Origin of the sequence: Maricaulis sp., assembly GCF_030149235.1 — a bacterium.
In the GTDB taxonomy this organism is placed as follows: Bacteria; Pseudomonadota; Alphaproteobacteria; order Caulobacterales; family Maricaulaceae; genus Maricaulis.
Genome location: NZ_JASBRW010000076.1, coordinates 15,248 through 33,903, shown reverse-complemented (window position 1 = coordinate 33,903; position 18,656 = coordinate 15,248). Strand labels below are relative to the sequence as shown.

General features: G+C 62.5%; 17 protein-coding genes. 6 read left to right on the top strand and 11 right to left on the bottom strand.

The genetic code is table 11. The annotated features are described in order from the left end of the window. Position 1 precedes the first annotated feature (1 nt). A complete protein-coding gene (locus tag Q1V51_RS11345) occupies positions 2–1,054 on the top strand; it encodes a 2-oxoacid:ferredoxin oxidoreductase subunit beta (RefSeq protein ID WP_300556412.1) in 1,053 nt (350 codons plus the stop codon). Here the strand turns inward: Q1V51_RS11345 and Q1V51_RS11340 are convergent. The 8 genes from Q1V51_RS11340 to Q1V51_RS11305 form a co-directional block, all read right to left on the bottom strand. Continuing rightward, positions 1,045–1,647 carry a helix-turn-helix transcriptional regulator gene (locus tag Q1V51_RS11340; RefSeq protein WP_300556410.1) on the bottom strand — a complete coding sequence of 201 codons (603 nt, stop codon included), beginning with the start codon at positions 1,645–1,647 and terminating at the stop codon, positions 1,045–1,047. The two genes, Q1V51_RS11345 and Q1V51_RS11340, sit on opposite strands and share 10 nt — an antisense overlap. Before the next feature lie 137 nt (positions 1,648–1,784). Beyond that, on the bottom strand, positions 1,785–3,455 hold the full coding sequence (locus Q1V51_RS11335) for a formate--tetrahydrofolate ligase (protein WP_300556408.1): 1,671 nt from the start codon (positions 3,453–3,455) through the stop codon (positions 1,785–1,787). Between the two features lie 24 nt (positions 3,456–3,479). Beyond that, on the bottom strand, positions 3,480–3,686 hold the full coding sequence (locus tag Q1V51_RS11330) for a formate dehydrogenase subunit delta (protein ID WP_300556406.1): 207 nt from the start codon (positions 3,684–3,686) through the stop codon (positions 3,480–3,482). Then, positions 3,683–4,492 (bottom strand): formate dehydrogenase accessory sulfurtransferase FdhD, encoded by an 810-nt coding sequence (gene fdhD, locus Q1V51_RS11325; RefSeq protein WP_300556404.1) that lies wholly within the window; start codon positions 4,490–4,492, stop codon positions 3,683–3,685. The genes Q1V51_RS11330 and fdhD overlap by 4 nt, the downstream gene beginning before the upstream one ends. Further along, positions 4,473–7,304 carry a formate dehydrogenase subunit alpha gene (fdhF, locus tag Q1V51_RS11320; RefSeq protein ID WP_300556402.1) on the bottom strand — a complete coding sequence of 944 codons (2,832 nt, stop codon included), beginning with the start codon at positions 7,302–7,304 and terminating at the stop codon, positions 4,473–4,475. The genes fdhD and fdhF overlap by 20 nt, the downstream gene beginning before the upstream one ends. Positions 7,305–7,308: 4 nt before the next feature. Beyond that, entirely contained in the window at positions 7,309–8,850 is a 1,542-nt protein-coding gene (locus Q1V51_RS11315; protein ID WP_300556400.1) for an NADH-ubiquinone oxidoreductase-F iron-sulfur binding region domain-containing protein, read from the bottom strand. After that, positions 8,843–9,271 (bottom strand): NAD(P)H-dependent oxidoreductase subunit E, encoded by a 429-nt coding sequence (locus Q1V51_RS11310; RefSeq protein WP_300556398.1) that lies wholly within the window; start codon positions 9,269–9,271, stop codon positions 8,843–8,845. The genes Q1V51_RS11315 and Q1V51_RS11310 overlap by 8 nt, the downstream gene beginning before the upstream one ends. 90 nt (positions 9,272–9,361) lie before the next feature. Continuing rightward, positions 9,362–10,441 carry a hypothetical protein gene (locus Q1V51_RS11305; RefSeq protein WP_300556396.1) on the bottom strand — a complete coding sequence of 360 codons (1,080 nt, stop codon included), beginning with the start codon at positions 10,439–10,441 and terminating at the stop codon, positions 9,362–9,364. 227 nt (positions 10,442–10,668) lie between these two features. Here Q1V51_RS11305 and Q1V51_RS11300 point away from each other — a divergent pair, with 227 nt between their 5' ends. Genes Q1V51_RS11300 through Q1V51_RS11290 form a run of 3 tightly spaced genes read left to right on the top strand, consistent with a single transcriptional unit; the run spans position 10,669 to position 12,613 of the window. Beyond that, positions 10,669–11,301, top strand: a complete 633-nt coding sequence (locus Q1V51_RS11300; protein ID WP_366522742.1) for a helix-turn-helix domain-containing protein — start codon at positions 10,669–10,671, stop codon at positions 11,299–11,301. Between the two features lie 2 nt (positions 11,302–11,303). Further along, positions 11,304–11,948 (top strand): helix-turn-helix transcriptional regulator, encoded by a 645-nt coding sequence (locus tag Q1V51_RS11295; RefSeq protein WP_300556394.1) that lies wholly within the window; start codon positions 11,304–11,306, stop codon positions 11,946–11,948. Between the two features lie 23 nt (positions 11,949–11,971). Next, positions 11,972–12,613, top strand: coding sequence for a helix-turn-helix transcriptional regulator (locus Q1V51_RS11290; RefSeq protein ID WP_300556392.1), 642 nt, complete (start codon positions 11,972–11,974; stop codon positions 12,611–12,613). A gap of 91 nt (positions 12,614–12,704) precedes the next feature. Here the strand turns inward: Q1V51_RS11290 and Q1V51_RS11285 are convergent, their stop codons facing one another. Continuing rightward, complete coding sequence (locus Q1V51_RS11285; protein ID WP_300556390.1) at positions 12,705–14,441, bottom strand: M28 family metallopeptidase; 1,737 nt, start codon at positions 14,439–14,441, stop codon at positions 12,705–12,707. A 198-nt stretch (positions 14,442–14,639) separates the two neighbouring features. On the opposite strand from Q1V51_RS11285, the gene Q1V51_RS11280 reads away from it, so the two are divergent. Both Q1V51_RS11280 and Q1V51_RS11275 read left to right on the top strand, forming a co-directional pair. Then, entirely contained in the window at positions 14,640–16,319 is a 1,680-nt protein-coding gene (locus tag Q1V51_RS11280; RefSeq protein WP_300556388.1) for an MFS transporter, read from the top strand. A gap of 5 nt (positions 16,320–16,324) precedes the next feature. Next, complete coding sequence (locus Q1V51_RS11275; RefSeq protein ID WP_300556386.1) at positions 16,325–17,194, top strand: alpha/beta hydrolase; 870 nt, start codon at positions 16,325–16,327, stop codon at positions 17,192–17,194. Between the two features lie 3 nt (positions 17,195–17,197). On the opposite strand, the gene Q1V51_RS11270 is transcribed toward Q1V51_RS11275, so the two are convergent. Further along, complete coding sequence (locus Q1V51_RS11270) at positions 17,198–17,830, bottom strand: histidine phosphatase family protein (RefSeq protein WP_300556384.1); 633 nt, start codon at positions 17,828–17,830, stop codon at positions 17,198–17,200. Then, positions 17,830–18,609 (bottom strand): 3-deoxy-manno-octulosonate cytidylyltransferase, encoded by a 780-nt coding sequence (gene kdsB / locus Q1V51_RS11265; protein ID WP_300556382.1) that lies wholly within the window; start codon positions 18,607–18,609, stop codon positions 17,830–17,832. Before kdsB ends, Q1V51_RS11270 begins: the two co-directional genes overlap by 1 nt. Positions 18,610–18,656: the final 47 nt, after the last annotated feature.

Sequence of the window (18,656 nt, the reverse complement as noted above, 5' to 3'; positions counted from 1 at the left end):
CATGACCTCGATGGTGAAACCCAAGATTTCCAAGCATTTGCCGACCAATGAGCTCGGTCTGACAATCCGCAATTATGAAGGCTCGATGTCGACCCTGTGTGCCGGTTGCGGCCATGACAGTGTGACTGCAGCCCTGGTGCAGGCCTTCTGGGAGCTGTCGCTGGCGCCGGAGAGCGCGGCCAAGGTTTCTGGCATTGGCTGCTCGTCCAAGACCACGGCTTATTTCATGGGCCAGTCGCACGGCATCAATACGGTTCACGGCCGCATGCCGTCGGTGGCGACCGGGGCCAATGCGGTCAATGGCGATCTCCACTATATCGGCATTTCCGGCGATGGGGACTCGCTGTCGATCGGTTTCGGCCAGTTCGCTCATGCTATCCGTCGCAATCTCAACATGCTCTACATCATTGAGAATAATGGTGTTTATGGTCTCACCAAGGGCCAGTTCTCGGCTTCGGCAGATATCGGTTCGACGACCAAGCGCGGTATTCCCAACGAGCAGACGCCGATCGATCCCTGCGTCCAGGCGCTCACCCTTGGCGCCGGTTTCGTGGCGCGTGGCTTTTCTGGCGACAAGTCGCAGCTGGTGCCGCTGATCAAGGCGGGCCTGATGCATCGCGGCTTTGCCCTCATCGACGTCGTCTCGCCCTGCGTGACCTTCAATGACCACAAGGGTTCGACCAAGAGCTACGCTCATACCTACAAGTATTATCATCCGCTGGTGCATACCGATTTTGTTGCCGATGCCGACGAGATTACCGGTGAGTATGAGGCAGATGGCGGTATGAGCGTGACACTGCACGATGGCGGCATCCTCAATCTGCGCAAGACGGCAAGCGATTATGATCCGCGCGACAAGGCGCAGGCGATCGATACGCTGATGCAGCCGCGCGAGAATGGCGAGATCCGAACCGGCCTGCTTTATGTCGACGAAAACATGGCCGACATGCATGAGGCCAATGCCCTGCCGGACCAGCCCCTGAACAAGGTTGCTTACAAGGACCTCTGCCCCGGAAGCGATGCGCTCGGCGGTTTCCTTAAGGGCTATTGCTGATCGGGATTGTAGCTGACGATGTCAAGGGCGTATTGGCCCTTGTCCTCGACGTGTGCATCAAAATCGCCCTGTTCGATCGCGATCAGCGTGACATAGGCGTACCAGGATTCAGCCCCGTCGCGCATGGGTGTGTATAGCGCGCGCCAAAAGGATGGCGTCTTGCGGCCATCGTTCCAGACGCCGACCCCGCATTCGATCCGGCCTTCGGCAAATCCATGCGTGACCAGGTGCTGGACATGCATGCGCAGGGTTTCAGCGCCTGGGTTGTCCAGTGTAGCTGGCAGGTGTGCGAAATACCGTTCCCGGGCTGGCGGGCTGGCCGCTTCGACGCTCAATACATCCATGTCGATCTGTAACAGAAAGCAGACATAGGGGCTGTGTTCGATCGACGCGAGGAAGTCGTCAAATACGCTCCGGGTCTTCGGATTGGAGCGGAGTTTCAGAATCGCCTCACCGACTTTCGGTGCTGGAACAGCAAACCCGGACTCGATCCGGGAGATCGAAGTCTGGCTCATGCCGACGAGTTCCGCGAAGGCGCCCTGCTTGAGGCGTAAACGTTGTCGTATCGACCTGACGGTCTTGGCCCAGTCCATCTGCACTTTTCGCAAACACTCGAGAAGGTGAGATGATCTTGTAGGCGGGCCCGAAAATCTCCGGCACTCATAGAATATGAATACCCACCGGATTCATTTGACAGGCGCCAAGCGGCTAAAAAGAAAAAGGTTTCTTATCAAAACAGGCCGGTCACCTGTCCGATCTCATCCAGCCCGATGACCTCCGCTGCGGGATGCCGCGGCAGGCCCGGCATGGTCATGATCGCCCCGCAAATGACCACGATAAATCCAGCTCCCGCGGCCAGCCGCACCTCGCGTATCGGCAGTTCATGACCGTCCGGCGCTCCAAGAAGTGCCGGGTCCGCGGAGAAGCTGTACTGGGTCTTGGCCATGCAGACCGGCAAATGGCCGTGCCCCTCCGTTTCCCAGGCCTCGAGCTGGCGCAGGATCTTGCTGTCGGCCTGCACACTGTCGGCGCCATAGATCTCGCGGGCGATAGTCTCGATCTTGGCCATCAGCGGCATCTCATCCGGATAGAGCGGGCTGAAATCGGCTTCGCCGGCCTCGATCACGGACACGACGCGCCGGGCCAGCGCCTCTGTGCCCTGACTGCCTTGTGCCCAGTGCTTGCAGATAATCGCTTCGCTGCCCTGGTCCTCGACATAGGCCTCCAGCGCCGCGATCTCGGCATCGGTATCGGATATGAAGTGATTGATCGCGACGAGGGTCGGCACGCCGAAGCGTTTGAGGTTTTCGATATGGCGGCCGAGATTGGCGCAGCCATGCTGCAGCGCCTCGACATTCTCCTCGCCCAGTTCGGCCTTGGCCACGCCCCCATTCATCTTCAAAGCCCGCACTGTCGCGACGATGACCACCGCCGCCGGATTGAGGCCGGCCTTGCGGCATTTGATATCGAAGAATTTCTCGGCCCCCAGATCGGCTCCGAAACCGGCCTCGGTCACGACGTAGTCGGAGAGTTTGAGCGCCGTCTTCGTCGCCATGACCGAGTTGCAGCCATGCGCGATATTGGCGAACGGACCGCCATGGATGAAGGCGGGGGTGTGTTCCAGGGTTTGCACCAGATTGGGCTGCAGCGCGGTCTTGAGCAGGACTGTCATGGCTCCGTCGGCCTTGAGATCGCGACAGGTCACAGGCGATTTGTCGCGACGTTGCGCGACGATGATATCACCGAGGCGTTGCTGCAAGTCCTCCAGGTTTCGCGCCAGGCAGAGAATGGCCATGATCTCGGAGGCCACGGTGATATCGAAGCCGGACTGACCCGGGAATCCGTTATTGACCCCGCCCAGCGAGGTCACGACATCGCGCAGGGCGCGGTCATTCATATCCATCACCCGGCGCCAGCGGATGCGGCGCTGGTCGATCTCCAGCGCATTACCCCAGAAGATGTGATTGTCGATCATCGCCGCGAGCAGATTGTGGGCCGAGGTGATGGCATGGAAATCCCCGGTGAAATGGAGGTTGATATCCTCCATCGGGATGACCTGGGCATAGCCGCCGCCAGCGGCGCCACCCTTCATGCCGAAGCACGGACCCAGCGAGGGTTCGCGGATGCAGATGCTGGCGCGCTTGCCGATCTTGCTGAGGGCATCGCCCAGACCAACGGTCGTAGTCGTCTTGCCTTCCCCGGCCGGGGTCGGATTGACCGCCGTCACCAGGATGAGATTCCCGTCCGGGCGGTCGCCGAGGCTGTCGGTGAAGCTCGCATCGATCTTTGCCTTGTCCGGTCCGAACTGCATCAGCGCATCGGCGCCGATGTCCAGCTTGGCGGCGATCTGGCCGATCGGAAGCGGGCTCGCCTCGCGGGCGATCTCGATATCAGATTTCATTGTCTGTCCCCCGGATGATGGGCGTCAGCGCAGTCGCGCCACGGCCGCCTGTACCGCTGGTTTGAGATGGTCGGGTTGTTTGGAAAGGATTTCAATCAGGCTGGAGCGCATGCGCGGATCCCAGAAATTGCGCAGGTGCGCCTCCACGCCATCAATCGCCTCATCCTCGCTATAGGGTTGAAAGAAATCAGCTATCTGGTTCGCCATCCGGATCAGCTCGGTCTCGCTCATGATCCTCGCTCCGGCTCGAAACGGATAATGCTGCCGCCCGGGCCCCGGGCCAGGACCGGCAGGTTCAGCGCGGCTGCCAGGTCGAGGGCACGACCGGTCGGGGCAGACAGGCAGGCGATGGCGCTGGCGCCAATCCGCGCGGCCTTGAAGATCAGCTCGAAGCTGCAGCGGCTAGACATCAGGACGAAGCCAGGTGTCTCGATCTCGCCCTGCCTCAGCAGCGAACCGGCGACCTTGTCCAGGGCATTATGGCGGCCGACATCTTCGCGGACCGTGAGGATCTCACCCTCCGGACTGCACCAGGCCGCAGCGTGGACCGAATGGGTTTCACGGTTCAGCGTCTGGTGCTGATCGAGTGCGGACATGGCACGTTTTATGGCGCGATCCGGCGGGCTTTCGGTCGAATAGGTGCGGGCTTGCGGGGTGTGCAGCGCGGCGAGGCTCTCAATGCCGCAAAGACCGCAACCGGTTCGGCCCGAGAGTGTCCGGCGGCCCCGGCGGGCCTCGATAATGGCTCCAGGGTCGACCTCGATATTGGCGCTGACGCCTTCAGGGTAAGCCTTGATATCAACATTTTGGACTTGGTCGCCCGCCGTGATCACCCCCTCGGTCAGGGCCAGTCCGATTGCGAGGTCTTCCAGGTCAGCAGGTGTGGCCAGCATGACGCTCCAGGCTTCGCCATTGAAGCCGACCTCGACCGGGACCTCCTCGGCAATCGACCAGATCTCACCGGAATCGGCTTGGATCCGGCGCGCTTCCGGAGGGATTTGCGGGTGTTTCTCGCGCTTATTCTGCGGTGATTGCATCGTGTTTGCGCTGACTTTCCGCGCGGTTTCGTTGCCAGTCGGAAGGCATGTTGACGGGCGCGACCTGAACCGCCGTGACCTTGTACTCGGGACAATTGGTGGCCCAGTCGGAAAGCTCGGTCGTGACGACATTGGCGCCGGAATCGGGATGATGGAATGTGGTGTAGACGACGCCGGGCGGGACCCGCTCGCTGATGGTCGCACGGATGCTGACGGCGCCCTTGCGGCTGGAGAGCGAGACCATGTCGCCCTCTTTCAGGCCCCGGGTTTCCGCATCGACCGGGTGGATCTGCAGCACGTCCTCTTCATGCCAGCGGCTGTTCTCGGTGCGGCGGGTCTGGGCGCCGACATTGTACTGGCTGAGGATGCGGCCCGTGGTCAGCAGCAGCGGGAAGCGGCGCGACGCCTTTTCCTCGGTCGGAATGAACTGGGTCAGCATGAAGCGCCCCTTGCCGCGCACGAAACCGTCGACATGCATGATCGGCGTGCCCTGCGGGGCGCTGTCATTACACGGCCATTGCACCGAACCTTCGCGGTCGAGCCGGTCGAAGCTGACCCCGGCAAAACTCGGGGTGAGAGCGGCGATCTCGTCCATGATGGCAGCCGCATCCGGGTAGGCCATGTGATAGCCCATCGCGCGGGCAAGGCGGCAGACGGTTTCCCATTCCGACAGGCCCTGTTTTTCCGGCATGGCCGGGCGGACGCGGTTGATGCGGCGTTCGGCATTGATGAAAGTGCCGTCCTTTTCCAGGAAGGCGGTGCCGGGCAGGAAGACATGGGCAAAGGCGGCGGTCTCGTTGAGGAAGAGATCTTGAACGATGACGCAGTCCATGGCCCGCAGGGCAGCCTGGACATTCTGGGTGTCCGGATCGGACTGGGCGATATCTTCGCCCTGTACGAACAGCCCCTTGAAGCTGCCATCGAGCGCGGCGGAGAGCATGTTGGGGATGCGCAGGCCCGGCTCTTCGGACAGATCCTGTGACCAGGCTTCGGCGAAGAGCGCCCGGGTGGCCTCGTCGGAGACATGGCGATAACCGGGGAATTCGTGCGGGAAGGAGCCCATATCGCACGAGCCCTGGACATTGTTCTGGCCGCGCAGCGGGTTCACGCCGACACCATTGCGCCCGATATTGCCGGTCGCCATGGCCAGATTGGCCATACCCATCACCATGGACGAGCCCTGGCTGTGTTCGGTGACGCCAAGCCCGTAATAGATCGCGCCATTGCTGCCGCCGGCATAGAGCCGTGCCGCCTGGCGCAGGGTTTCGGCGGGCACGCCGGAAATAGCTTCGACCGCTTCGGGGCTGTTCTCCTCGCCGGCGATGAATTCGGCCCAGCGGGCAAAGCTCTCATCCTCGCAGCGCTCCGCCACGAAACGCGTGTTGACCCGCTCTTCGGTGACGATGACATGGGCCAGCGCGTTGACCACGGCGACATTGGTGCCGGGGCGCAGCTGGAGATGATGATCGGCCTGGATATGCGGCGAGCGTACGAGATCGGTTGCGCGCGGGTCGATGACGATGAGTTTCGCTCCCGTACGAAGCCGTTGCTTCATACGCGAGGCGAAGACCGGGTGCGCATCGGTCGGATTGGCACCGATGACGAGGATAACATCGGCCTCGTCGACCGAGCGGAAATCCTGGGTGCCGGCCGAGGTGCCGAACGTGTTCTTCAGCCCGTATCCGGTCGGCGAATGGCAGACCCGGGCACAGGTGTCTACATTGTTGTTGCCGAAGGCGGCCCGGACCATTTTCTGGACGACATAGACTTCCTCATTGGTGCAGCGCGAGGAGGTAATGCCGCCAATGGCGCCGGTGCCATGCTCGGACTGGATCGCCTTGAAACGTGTCGCCGCAAAGGCGATGGCTTCATCCCACTCGACCTCGCGCCAGGCATCGGTGATGGCCTCGCGTACCATGGGTTTCAGTACCCGGTCAGGATGGCTGGCATAGCCCCAGGCGAAGCGGCCCTTGACGCAGGAATGACCTTCATTGGCCCCGCCCTCGGTGTCGGGTGTCATGCGCACGACTTCATCGCCCTGCAGTTCGGCGATGAAGGAACAGCCGACCCCGCAATAGGCGCAGGTGGTCTTCACCGAACGTCGCGGCTGGCCGTGCTCGACGACCGATTTCTCCATCAAGGTGGCGGTCGGACAGACCTGGACACAGGCCCCGCAGGACACGCATTCGCTGTCGAAGAAGCCTTCATCCAGGCTGGCGGAAATCTTCGAGTCGAACCCACGGCTATCGACGGTCAGGGCCAGCGTGCCCTGGATCTCGTCGCAGGCCCTCACGCATCGCGAGCAGACGATGCATTTCGAGCCGTCGAACTGGAAATAGGGGTTGGAGGTGTCGACCGGTTCAGCGAGGTGGTTTTCGCCCTCAAACCCGTAGCGCACCTCGCGCAGCCCGACTTCTCCCGCCGTATCCTGCAGCTCGCAATCGCCATTGGCCGAACAGGTCAGGCAGTCGAGCGGATGGTCGGAAATATAGAGCTCCATCACCCCGCGGCGCAGGGCTTCCAGTCGCGGTGTCTGGGTCGAGACGGCCATGCCCGCCTCCACCGGGGTGGTGCAGGAGGCCGGTGTGCCCTTGCGGCCTTCAATCTCGACCAGGCACATGCGACAGGAGCCGAAAGCCTCGAGCCGGTCGGTGGCGCAGAGCTTGGGGATGCGGGTGTCGATCGAGGCCGCAGCCCGCATGACGGATGTGCCGGACGGTACGCTGACGGGCTGGCCATCAATGGTCAGCTGGACCGTTTCCGGGCCGTGTTTCGGCGGTGTGCCGAGATCATTGTCGCGTCGGCTGGCCATGGCGCTAGTCTACCCTGTCGGCCGCTGACGCCTCGGCGCGCGGCTTGAAATCTTCGGGAAACTCACGGATCGCGCTCATCACCGGCATCGGCGTCAGACCGCCCATGGCGCACAGCGAGGCGTCGCTCATCAGGGTGCACAGGTCCTCGACCAGGTCGAGATTGGCGCTGACATCTTCGCCCTGGCGGATCTTGGCCAGGGTTTCGCGGCCGCGCACCGCGCCAATGCGGCAGGGCGTGCACTTGCCGCAGCTTTCCTCGGCGCAAAAGGCCATGGCGAATTCGGCCTGGGCAGCCATGTCGACCGTGTCGTCAAAGACCACGATGCCGCCATGACCGAGCATGGCGCCGTGGGCGGCGAGGCTTTCATAATCCATGGCCACATCGAGCCGGTCAGCGCGAATATAGGCGCCGAGCGGTCCACCGAGCTGGGCCGCCCGCAGGGGGCGACCACTCAGCGTGCCGCCGCCGAACTCCTCGACGAGCCGTTTCAGGCTGATGCCGAAATCAAGCTCCAGCAATCCGCCCTGCGCGATATTGCCGGCCAGCTGGAAGGCTTGGGTTCCGGTCGAGTGGTCGTGGCCGCGAGCGGCATAGGCGTCGCCACCATGCTCCAAGATCCAGGGCATGGAGGCGAGGGTGAGGACATTGTTGATGATGGTGGGCTTTCCGAACAGGCCGGATATGGCCGGTATGGGGGGCTTGGCACGGACCTGGCCGCGCTTGCCTTCCAGGCTCTCCAGCATGGCGCTTTCCTCGCCGCAGACATAGGAGCCCGCCCCACGGCGCAGGTGTATGTCGAAGCGCTGGCCGGAGCCGAGAATATTCTCGCCAAGCCAGCCCTGGGCCCGCCAGATATCCAGCGCCTTGCTGACGATGCGGATGGCATCGGGGTATTCCGAGCGCAGATAGATGTAACCGGTCTCCGCCCCGATGGCGCGGCCGGCGATGATGATGCCGGCAATAAGCTGGCCCGGATCGCCTTCCATCAGCATGCGGTCGGCAAAGGTGCCGCTATCGCCCTCATCCGCATTGGCGCAGATATATTTCACCGGGCCGGGCTGGGCCGCCGCGGTCCTGAGCTTGATCCCGGCCGGAAAGCCGGCCCCGCCGCGACCGCGCAGGCCGGACCGGGTCAGGGTGTCGATAATGGCGTCGGGCTGCAGGGCCAGTGCGGTCTTGAGACCGTTCAGTCCGCCCTCGGCCTCGAACATGTCCGGATCCAGCGGGTCGATCAGACCGCAACGGGCAAAGATCAGCCGCGATTGGGCCTGCATCCATGGCAGGGCCTCAACCGGTCCGAGGGCCTTGGCGTGTGTGTCCGGAAAGTCCATGGCGGCGAGTCCTGCGGCGTCGTCCGGTGTCAGCGGACCAAAGCCATGGCGCACGCCATCGCGCTCGACTTCCACCATCGGCTCCAGCCAGAGCATGCCGCGCGAACCTGTGGTGACGAGCTCACAGCCGGCGCGACTGAGCGCTGAGGCGATATCATCGGCGCCCACCGAGCGGGCGGCGGCATCCATGGAGAGGTAGACACGATCAGTCATCCAGCGCCTCCGCCCGGGCGCGTTCCAGGCTGTCCACACTGGCGCGTCCGATCAGGCGCTGCTGGATCATGGCCGCCGGGCCGAGAGCGCAATTTCCGAGGCAGTAAACGGTCTCGGTTTCGATGCCGCGGGCTTCCAGCGCCGTCGCGAGCTGTTCGCTGCCGACCGCCTGGCAGGCTTCGGCACGGCACAGCTTGATCCGCACCGGTTCGGTCGGAACGGTGGTGAAGTCGTGGTAAAAACTGCGCACGCCGTGGATATCCGCGCGGGTGATGTTCAGCCGCGCGGCAATCTCGCGGGCCGCCTCATCGCTGACATGACCGAAGCGCGCCTGCACATCGTGCAGGATCTCGATCAGGGCGGACGGTTCGTCCCTGTGGTGTGTGCAGATTTCCGCTATCCCATCGCCATGATGCGACACGGTCTGCTCCCCGGTATCATATTCTTATACCGGGGAGTTTACCGACAAAGCGGCGAAAGGAAACGACTTTGTTGACGTCTACGTCAGGCTCTAGAAGCCGAGCACGTTGGTCAGATATCCCGGGAAGTCGGACAGGACCACGCCGAGCTCGCCCTTGGCCATGGCCGGCAGGAAGATGGCGAGAATGACCGAGATCACAAGGCCGATGAAGGCGCGGATGATGTCGGTGAGAACGTCACCAAGTGCAGCCAGCTTGCCGCGCAGGCCCGCGATATAGGAAATCGCAATCTCGCGGCCGGCGAGCATGCCGAGGAAGACCCAGGTCGTCGACATCGGGATGTCGTTGAGCTCTTTGAAATAAAGCAGGATCAGACCGTAGATAAAGTCGACTAGGGTGGCTGCACGGACATCTGTCGTATTGGTCTTGGTCAAGACGATCTTCTGGATCTCACCACCGCGGGTTTTGAAGATATAGGCGTGCAGCACGAGCATCACGAGCGTGGCAAAGACCAGCAGGTATGGCGTGAAGCTGACGGCTGTACCGGCGTCGGTGATCACGGTTTCGCGCGGCAGGAAGACGAAGATGTTGGCCAGGTCCTGCATCAGCCATTGCGACCACAGGAAGGCCGTCGAGGCCCATTGCAGCACATACCAGTGCAGCTTGATGGGCTGATCCTTGGTGTTGGTGATCCAGCGCTCGAAGAAGCGCGAAACCAGGAGGTAGACGAAGAAAGCCGCGCTGATCGCAACGAGGTAACCCAGTGCCGACTTCTGCAGCATGCTGGGCAGCACGCCTTCAGTGTCGCGGCCGCCGGTAAGGGCGAAAATGGTCAGGACAAGGAAGGTCGTCGAGACCGGCACGCCGAACCGGGTCAGGATCAGCAGGAAGAAGGGCGGAATGGCATGATACCATTGCACCCCGTTCTCCGGGTAGGGGATGGTGTTGAGGCGGTCGAAGGCAATGTCGCCATTATAGGCGAAATAACCGTATATCATCACCGCAACGATGATGGAGCTGGCGTAAATCCACAGCACCCACCATGGCCGGTTCGCGTTCGATGAAAGAAAGGTGCCCAGCGTCTGAATGGCGTCATTGGCCACGATGGAGTAGGCCGCGATCAAAAAGCCGATGATCGACCAGGTCCACACCCAAAAACTCAGATTTTCCATCGAACGTTCCCCAAGGAATTCAATTGCGGCGGAAACTGCAACGGCTGCGAATAAGTAGCAATCCAGAATGGCTGCCGGAGTGCGTTTTTCACAAAACTGTCAAAGCTCTCGATTGCCGGGAATCAATCGACGCGTCATTGCACTAGGGGTTCACAGGCCTGCAGAAAGTGGTTATAAAATATAACCGAGTGCTAGCGGAAACGGAGTGTGTCTGGTTCTAAGACCTGATGATGGATACGCGATTCAACACAAGTGACATTTATTGGCCGGCCGTGGTTCGGCATTATCGCGTGTCTGCGGGTTTAAATCAAACCGAGCTCGCTGATCGCCTCGCCGTGACCCAGACCATGGTTTCGCGCTGGGAGGCGGGCGGTGCTGCCCCAAGCCGCCGAGTCCAGGACCTGCTCTTTGATCTCTTCTGGGCCGATAGCGCCACGATTTCGCGTGATGTCTGGTTGCAGCGGATCGCGCACAATCCCTGCATGGTGTTTGTTGTCGATCAGGACGGGGTGGTCGAGACCGCCAGTCGCGGCTTTGCCCGTCTCGTTGGCAAGCCGGCCGCTGATATATGTGGCCGCCGCCTCGATGACTTATTCCAGGGCGATGCCGTGAACCTGTTTGAGCGGTTGCACAATGCCGGCTTTTTCCAGGGCCGGATCGCTGGCGCCGAGAGCGCCGAGCGCTATGTCCTCCGCGATGATAAGGCGGACAGCTTTTTTGCCCATGGTCTGCATCGGCCGGTTTTCATGCCGGGGCCGCGCATATTGTGGCTGGCATCAGGGTCGGAAGTGACCGAGCAGAATTATCAAGACGTAAGGGACCGCCTGGGTGGACCAAACGTATTACGGAAGGCGATCTGATCATGGTGCGGGCCCCGAGGAAATCCGAAATTGCGGACATCGATTGGCCGGGTGTCCTCAAGAAATACCGCTTCTCCAAGAACATGAAACAGGCGTCCCTGGCCGAGGACCTGAATGTGACCCAGGCGATGATCTCACGCTGGGAATCCGGCGCGATTGCGCCGGGGCGGGAGATGCAGAAGCGCATCCTGGCCATGGTCGAGATGGAAACCCTGTCGACCCCGATGGTCGGCTGGCGCCAGTTTGTCACCGATCAGCCCGCCATCGCTGCCGTGATTGATCCCGATGGCCGGATTGAGACTGTCAGTGTCGGCATGATCCGCGAGACCGGGATCGCGCGCGGAGATTTTGAGGGGCAACGGATCGATGAAGTCTTTTCTGGTGACCTCCTGAAACTCTTTTCGTGGCTTTCGAAGACAGGATTCTTTGACGAACGGGTCGAAACCGTTGAAAGTGCTGAGAGGTACTGTTTTCACAGGCCCGATGGCGCGGAGGATTCCTTCTGCGTTCACAACATGCATTGGTGGCGGCGCGGCGAGGATAGGAGGCCGCGCTGGATTCTCACCGGGGCACGCGTGGACGAAGCGGAGTTGGATGCCCTGCGGGAGGAATTCGGCGGACAGACGCGGGTCGTGCCTGTCGACTAGACGCTTAATTGGGGACGAGCTTGGTGCACGATATCAACCTGTCAGTATCGTCTGGTAAGGTGAATTGGCCGTCGATCATCCGCAATTTCCGGATGTCCAAACGGCTGAAACAGGCGGCTCTTGCTGCAGACCTTGGCGTCACCCAGGCCATGATTTCCCGCTGGGAAAACGGCGAGTCCGATCCGCCAGAGCGGGTCAAGCGGCGCCTGGCCGAGCTGGTCCAGGATGCGTTCGTGGTCGCGCCCGCACCGACTTGGGTCGACTTGGTCACGCTCAATCCGGGTATTGAATTCGTCACCGACAGCCTGGGCATGTTCAAGGCCATTTCCAACGGCGCGCTCGACCTCTTCGGGGTTGGCCGCGAGGCGATCGAGGGGCGCCAGGCGCAGCAATTCCTCGGCGGCGACTTCTCCTCCAATATGGACCAGGTCCGCGAGCAGGGCATGTTCCAATCCAATCTCGCCTTCGCCCAGAGCCTGGGCACGCTTGAAATCAATGTCGCCTCCGGCATGAAGACTGTGTTGTGCGACTTCATTCACTGGCCGCGCCTGTCGGAAGCCCGCACTGTGTATTGCGTGCATGCCGGCGCGGTGATCGATGAGCCGACCTATACGCGGCGGCTGCAGGAACGCGGGGACCGGTTTACCATCCGCAAGACCTTCTGACCTTTTCGCGCAGGACGGAAAAGAAAAAGGGCGGCCTTGGCGGACCGCCCTTTCTTTTGTCTGCTGTCAGGCTTTCGCCGGTTACCAGGTCCTAGTCCGGACGCTGGGCATCGCGCAGGGCGCGGAACTCATTGCCCTCATACCAGTTCGGCCAGGTCGCGGAATTGGCCAGCTCGGTACCGACATTGAAGAAGAGTTGGGCGTCCTCGACCATGCCCTCCATATTCCAGTCGTCGGAATACTCGTCCGCCGGGGCGTGATAGCGGCGCGCGCGGTATTCCGCGGCGAAGGCTGCGCCCGCTTCCGTGCCCCCGTCCCGCAGGTCGAAACCGCCATCGGCATACAGCATCGGCACGCCCTGCTTGGCCAGGGAGATATGATCAGAGCGGTAGAAATAGCCCGCCTCCGGGTTCGGGTCCGGCACGATATAGCGGCCCTGGGCTTCGGCCTGGACGGTCAGGATATCCTCCAGCTCGGAGGCGCCATAGCCGACCACGACGACGTCATTGGAGCGGCCCATGGGCAGGATGGCGTCGATATTGAGCCCGCCGACCGTCTGTGACAGCGGCTGGATCGGGTTGGCGCCATAATAGGCCGAGCCGAGCAGGCCGGATTCCTCGGCCGTCACCGCCAGGATCATCACCGAGCGCTCCGGCGGGTTGGCGACGAAAGCCTCGCCGATTTCCAGGATGGCGGCGGTTCCGGTCGCATTGTCGACGGCGCCGTTATAGATCTGGTCATCCGTATCGAAACGCTGGCGCATGCCTATATGGTCCCAGTGCGCGGTGTAGATGACGAATTCATCCGGACGCTCTGTGCCTTCGACGACACCGACCACATTGCGCGAATCCAGCGTGCGGGCGCTGTTGCGCAGGCTGGCACTGGCCGTCAGCCCGGTCATTTCCACGGCTTCAAAGCCCGGCTGGGCCGCGGCTGCCGTGAGGGCATCGAAGTCCAGGCCGGACAGTTCGAACAGGCGCTGGGCCGAGCTTTCGCTGATCCAGCTCTCAACGCTGGCAAACGTGCCTTCGCCCGGCGCGCGGGCGAGGTCGAGCTGGGCGCCGGTCCAGGAGCCGGAGACGACATTCCAGCCATAGGAGGCCGGTTCGGTCTGGTGGATGACGATGACACCGGCAGCGCCCTGGCGCGCCGCTTCCTCATACTTGTAGGTCCAGCGGCCATAATAGGTCATGGCATTGCCGTTGAAGATGCCGGCATCGGGATTGGCATAGCCGGGGTCATTGACCAGCATCACCACCGTCTTGCCCTCGACATCGACGCCGGCATAGTCGTTCCAGCCATATTCAGGCGCCACGACGCCATAGCCGACAAAGACCAGTTCGCTGTCCTCGACGGTCACTTCATCGGCATTGCGCTTGGTCCAGTAGACCACGTCCTGGCTCATCGCCAGGCCCAGCGGCTCGCCCTCAAAGGCAATGTCGAAGCTGGAATTATCCGTATCCAGCGTCACTTCGAGCAGCGGGACGGGCTGGAAATAACTTCCCTCGTAGCCCGGCTGCAGGCCGATGCGCGCCATTTCGTCGGCAATCCACTGGCTCGCCGCAACACCGCCCGGCGTCGCCGGGGCGCGGCCCTCGAAATGGTCGTCCGCCAGGGTCGAGATGCGATAGCGCAGGTCTGCATCGGTGATCTCGGAGGAGGTGCTGACCCCGTCCATCGACGGCACTTCGACCACGCGTTCGGCCGGTGCGGCAGCGGCTTCGGTCGCCGCAGAGGTTTCGGTTTCGGTCTCCTCGACCGGTGCGGATTGCTGGCACGCGGCGAGCGCAAGGCTGCTAACCGTCGCTACGAGAATAAGATTTTTCATCGTGTCCCCCCTTGGACTTTGCCGTCTGTGCGGCCAAGGTGCGACATCCTGCATCGGTACGCGCCAGACGCAAGCCGGAGATCACAGACTGAATAAGAGCATTTGCGATTTGACCAAACCTGAACGGTCATTCATGTTTGCGCCGGAGTAGGCACCGCGACCGGAACAAGAAGTGGTGCCGCCAAGGGGAGAGAATACATGGCCGATAATGCCAGCGCGGACGATGCGCAACCGAAGCATAGCAAGAGCTATCGGACACTGGTTCTGGCGATGCTGTTCATCGTCTACGCGTTCAACTTTCTGGATCGCCAGATCATTTCCATTCTCGCCATCCCGATCAAGGACGAGCTCGGCCTGAGCGACGAACAGCTCGGTCTTTTGGGGGGCATCGCCTTCGCCCTGCTCTATTCTACCCTCGGCGTACCCATCGCTTGGCTGGCCGACCGTATGGACCGAACCTGGATCATGACGATCTCGCTGACGGTCTGGTCGGCCTTCACGGCGCTGAGCGGTTTCGCCCAGAATTTCATGCATCTTTTCCTGGCCCGCGTCGGTGTCGGTGTCGGTGAAGCCGGCGGCGTCGCACCGGCCTACACCATTATCGCGGACTATAACCCCCCTTCTGAGCGGGCTCGGGCCCTCGCAATCTATTCGCTGGGCATCCCGGTTGGCTCGGCTTTCGGTGTGATTGCCGGCTCGCTGATCGCCAGTGGCGCTTTCTCGGAAAATCTCGATTGGCGCTCGGCCTTTATCATTGTTGGTCTGGCGGGTGTCTTTGTTGCACCGCTCTTCAAGTTCCTGGTGAAGGAGCCGGTGCGCGGCCAGTATGACGCCCAGCCAGTGGCCCCGGCGGCGGAGAAGCCTGCGGTCGGTCCGCTCTCGGACAAGAAGGCGAAAATGCTGGCCTTGCGCGGCGCAGTCATCCTCGCGGCGCCGAGCCTCTTGTCCGTGTTCAACATCTTGCTCTTCGGGGCCAATGCGGCGCAGCCGATCTGGATGTTGCTACTGGCCGCGTCGGCCGGTGCGGCGTGCGGCTGGTATGCGGGTGGCCTGTGGGCACGCAATACCAATGTCGTTCAGATCATGCTGATCACCTCCGGGCTTGTCCTGGTGCCCGGCCTGGTGGCCTGGGTGGGCGGCGCGCTGGTTACGGGCACGGAGTTGGGCTGGAGCGCCTATGGCTGGCTGATTGGCCGCGCCGTGGCCGGCATGTTGATGGGCGCCTTCTTCTTCACCTTCCGGGACTTCCTTGAGGTAACGCTGGAGAAGCACAGCTTCTGGCTCATGGTGGCCGGCGCTTCGGCGTCTTCGATGATGGGCTATGGCATTTTCTTCTGGCTGCCATCCTTCTTCTCGCGCACATTCGATCTCGGCCTGGTCCAGACCGGCTGGGTGTTTGGGGGCGTTCTCTTCGTCGCCGGCAGCCTGGGCATTGTGCTCGGTGGGGTGATGGGCGACTGGATGGGCAAGCGCAGCCGCTCGGCTTTCGCCATTGTTCCGGCTATCGCCTTCATCTTTACCGCGCCGTTTTACTGGCTCGGCATCATGTCGCCGACGGTCTGGATTGCGACGGCCTTCATGTTTGTGCCGACGGCGCTGGGTCTGGCCTGGCTGGGTCCGGTCCTGTCCGCCTTCCAGCACCTCGTACCGCCGGACATGCGAACCCGCGCCTCCTCGGTCTTCCTGCTGATCAATAATCTGGTCGGTATCGGTGGCGGTGTTTACGTGCTGGGCCGCGTCTCGACGGTGCTCGAGCCGCAATTCGGCGATGACAGCCTGCGCATGTCGATCCTGGCCGGTTCGATGCTCTATATCGTCGCCGCCGTCTTCTTCTGGCTGGCATCGCGCTATCTCGCGCGCGACTGGGTTGAGGACTAGAACAGATGATCGGCGGTTTCACAGACCATTACTTCACCACGGCTGACGGCCCGCGCCTGCACTATCGGGATTACCCGGCAGTGGGCGAGGAGACCGGTGTGCCGGTGCTCTGCCTGCACGGGCTGACGCGCAATGTGAAGGATTTCGAGGAATTGGCGCCGATGATCGCGGCGCTGGGGCGGCGGGTGATCGTCGCCTCCCAACGGGGGCGGGGTCAGTCCGAGCCGGACCCGGACATGGAGCGTTACCAGCCGCTGACCTATGCCGGCGATATGATCGCCCTGCTGGAAAGCCTTGAGATTGCCAAGGCGGTCTTTGTCGGCACCTCGATGGGCGGGCTGATGACGATGATCACGGCGGCGACCCGGCCAGATTTGATCGCTGCGGCCGTGATCAATGATATCGGTCCGGAAATCGATGAAGAGGGGCTCGACCGGATTCGTGAGAACACGTCGAGCCGTGAGCCGGTGGATAGCTGGGAAGAAGCCGCGGCGCGTAGCCGTGAGAGTAATCTGGACGCCTTCCCGCGCCGGGCCGATGACCCGACCTTCTGGGACGCCTTCGCCCGCCGCTGCTGGAGCGAGAATACCGACGGTCAGCTGGCGCTGGAGTATGACGGCCAGATCATCGAGGCGATGAATGCCGGGGGCCCGCTGCCCGATCTCTGGCCCTTTTGGCAACCATTCAAGTCCATTCCGGTCCTGCTGGTCCGCGGCGGTATCACCGATCTGCTGACCGAGGCCGCCGTGGCGGAAATGAAGCGCCGGGCGCCCGACATGGCTTATGTCGAGGTTCCCGGTGTCGGCCACGCGCCCTTCATGACCGAGCCGGAAGCCTGGGTCGCGATCGAGCGTTTCATGGGTGAAGTGGGCTAGGCGCTAGCCAAACGTCTGTTTGAGCAGATCCGCCTCCGGCGCGGCATTCCAGAACAGGCGGGTGCCGTGCTCGCCCTTGATGTTGGCGCCGCAGCAATAGCCGGTCTTGACCTTGGCATTGTCATCGGCGCCCTCAAGCGCGGCATGCATATAGCGCAGAATGCCGTTCGAGGTGATCACGACGGCCAGGCCTTCGGTCTTGGCGGCGTCAGCCATGGCGGCCAGCGCATTGGTCTTGAGGGTAGCTTCGTCCGGCGACCAGTCGCACCCCATGGGGCGGCGGTGATGAACATCCCATTCTTCCAGTGCCTCGCGACCGAACTCGGCCTCGATCTCATCGCTGGTCTTGCCGCCCCAGCTGCCATAATCGATCTCGCGCAGGCGCAGATCGATCTCGATCTCGCCACCAAAACCCGTCAGCCCGGCAACGAGCTCGGCCGCGCGGCGGGTGCGCTTGAGCGGGCCGCAGATGATACGCACCGGGGTGAGGGCGGCATCGCGCAACGCCTCGCCGAGTGCTTCGGCCTGGGCTTCGCCTTTCTCGACCAGGGGCAGATCCTCTTGGGCACCGACCCAGACGACCCTGTCCCCGGGTCCGAAAGTATTGCCATGACGGGCAAGCAGGATTTTCGCCATCAGACCAGCTCCCCCTCGCGCTCGATAATCTCGGCGACGCGCTCGGCGTCCTCTGGGGCATCGACCGACCAGGCCGAGCGGCCGCGATAATCGGTCAGCACAACGCGGATCGGGATGCCATTCTCCAGCGCGCGAAGCTGTTCCAGGCTCTCGGTCAGTTCGAGCGGTGTCGGTTCCAGGGCGACGAGTTGCTCGAGCGTGTCGCGGCGATAGCCGTAAAGGCCGATATGCTGATAGACCGGGGCGCCGGTCTCCGGCTGGCGACGGAAGGGGATGACATTCTTGGAAAAATAGAGCGCATTCATGTCCTTGCCGAACACGACCGTGGTCCCGCTGGCCGAACCCTTGGCCTTGTCGCCGCGCATGCGGGCTTCCGTTTCCGGCGGCAGGGGCACGGCAGGCGTCGCCATGGGCAGCGCCGGGTCACCGCGCAGGGCCTCGGCCACGCCGCCGATCACCCAGGGCGGGATCAGCGGCGCATCACCCTGCACATTGATGACGATCTCGGCGTCGCTATCGAGGCGCTTGAGCGCATCCAGCGCGCGCTCGGTGCCATTGCGGCAATGCTCGTCCGTCATCACCGCTTCGCCGCCAAAGCTCTGCACGGCTTCGAGGATGCGTTCGTCATCGGTGGCCACAACGACCCGGTCGACGCCCTCCGCCGCAGCAGACAAGCGCCAGACACGCTCAATCATCATCTGGCTGGCAATCTTGGCCAGCGGCTTGCCGGGGAAGCGGGTCGACCCGTAACGGGCGGGAATGACGGCCAGGACGGACATGGCAAACTCCTAAATCGCTGGCCGCTTGTTCCCACATTGCGGGCCTG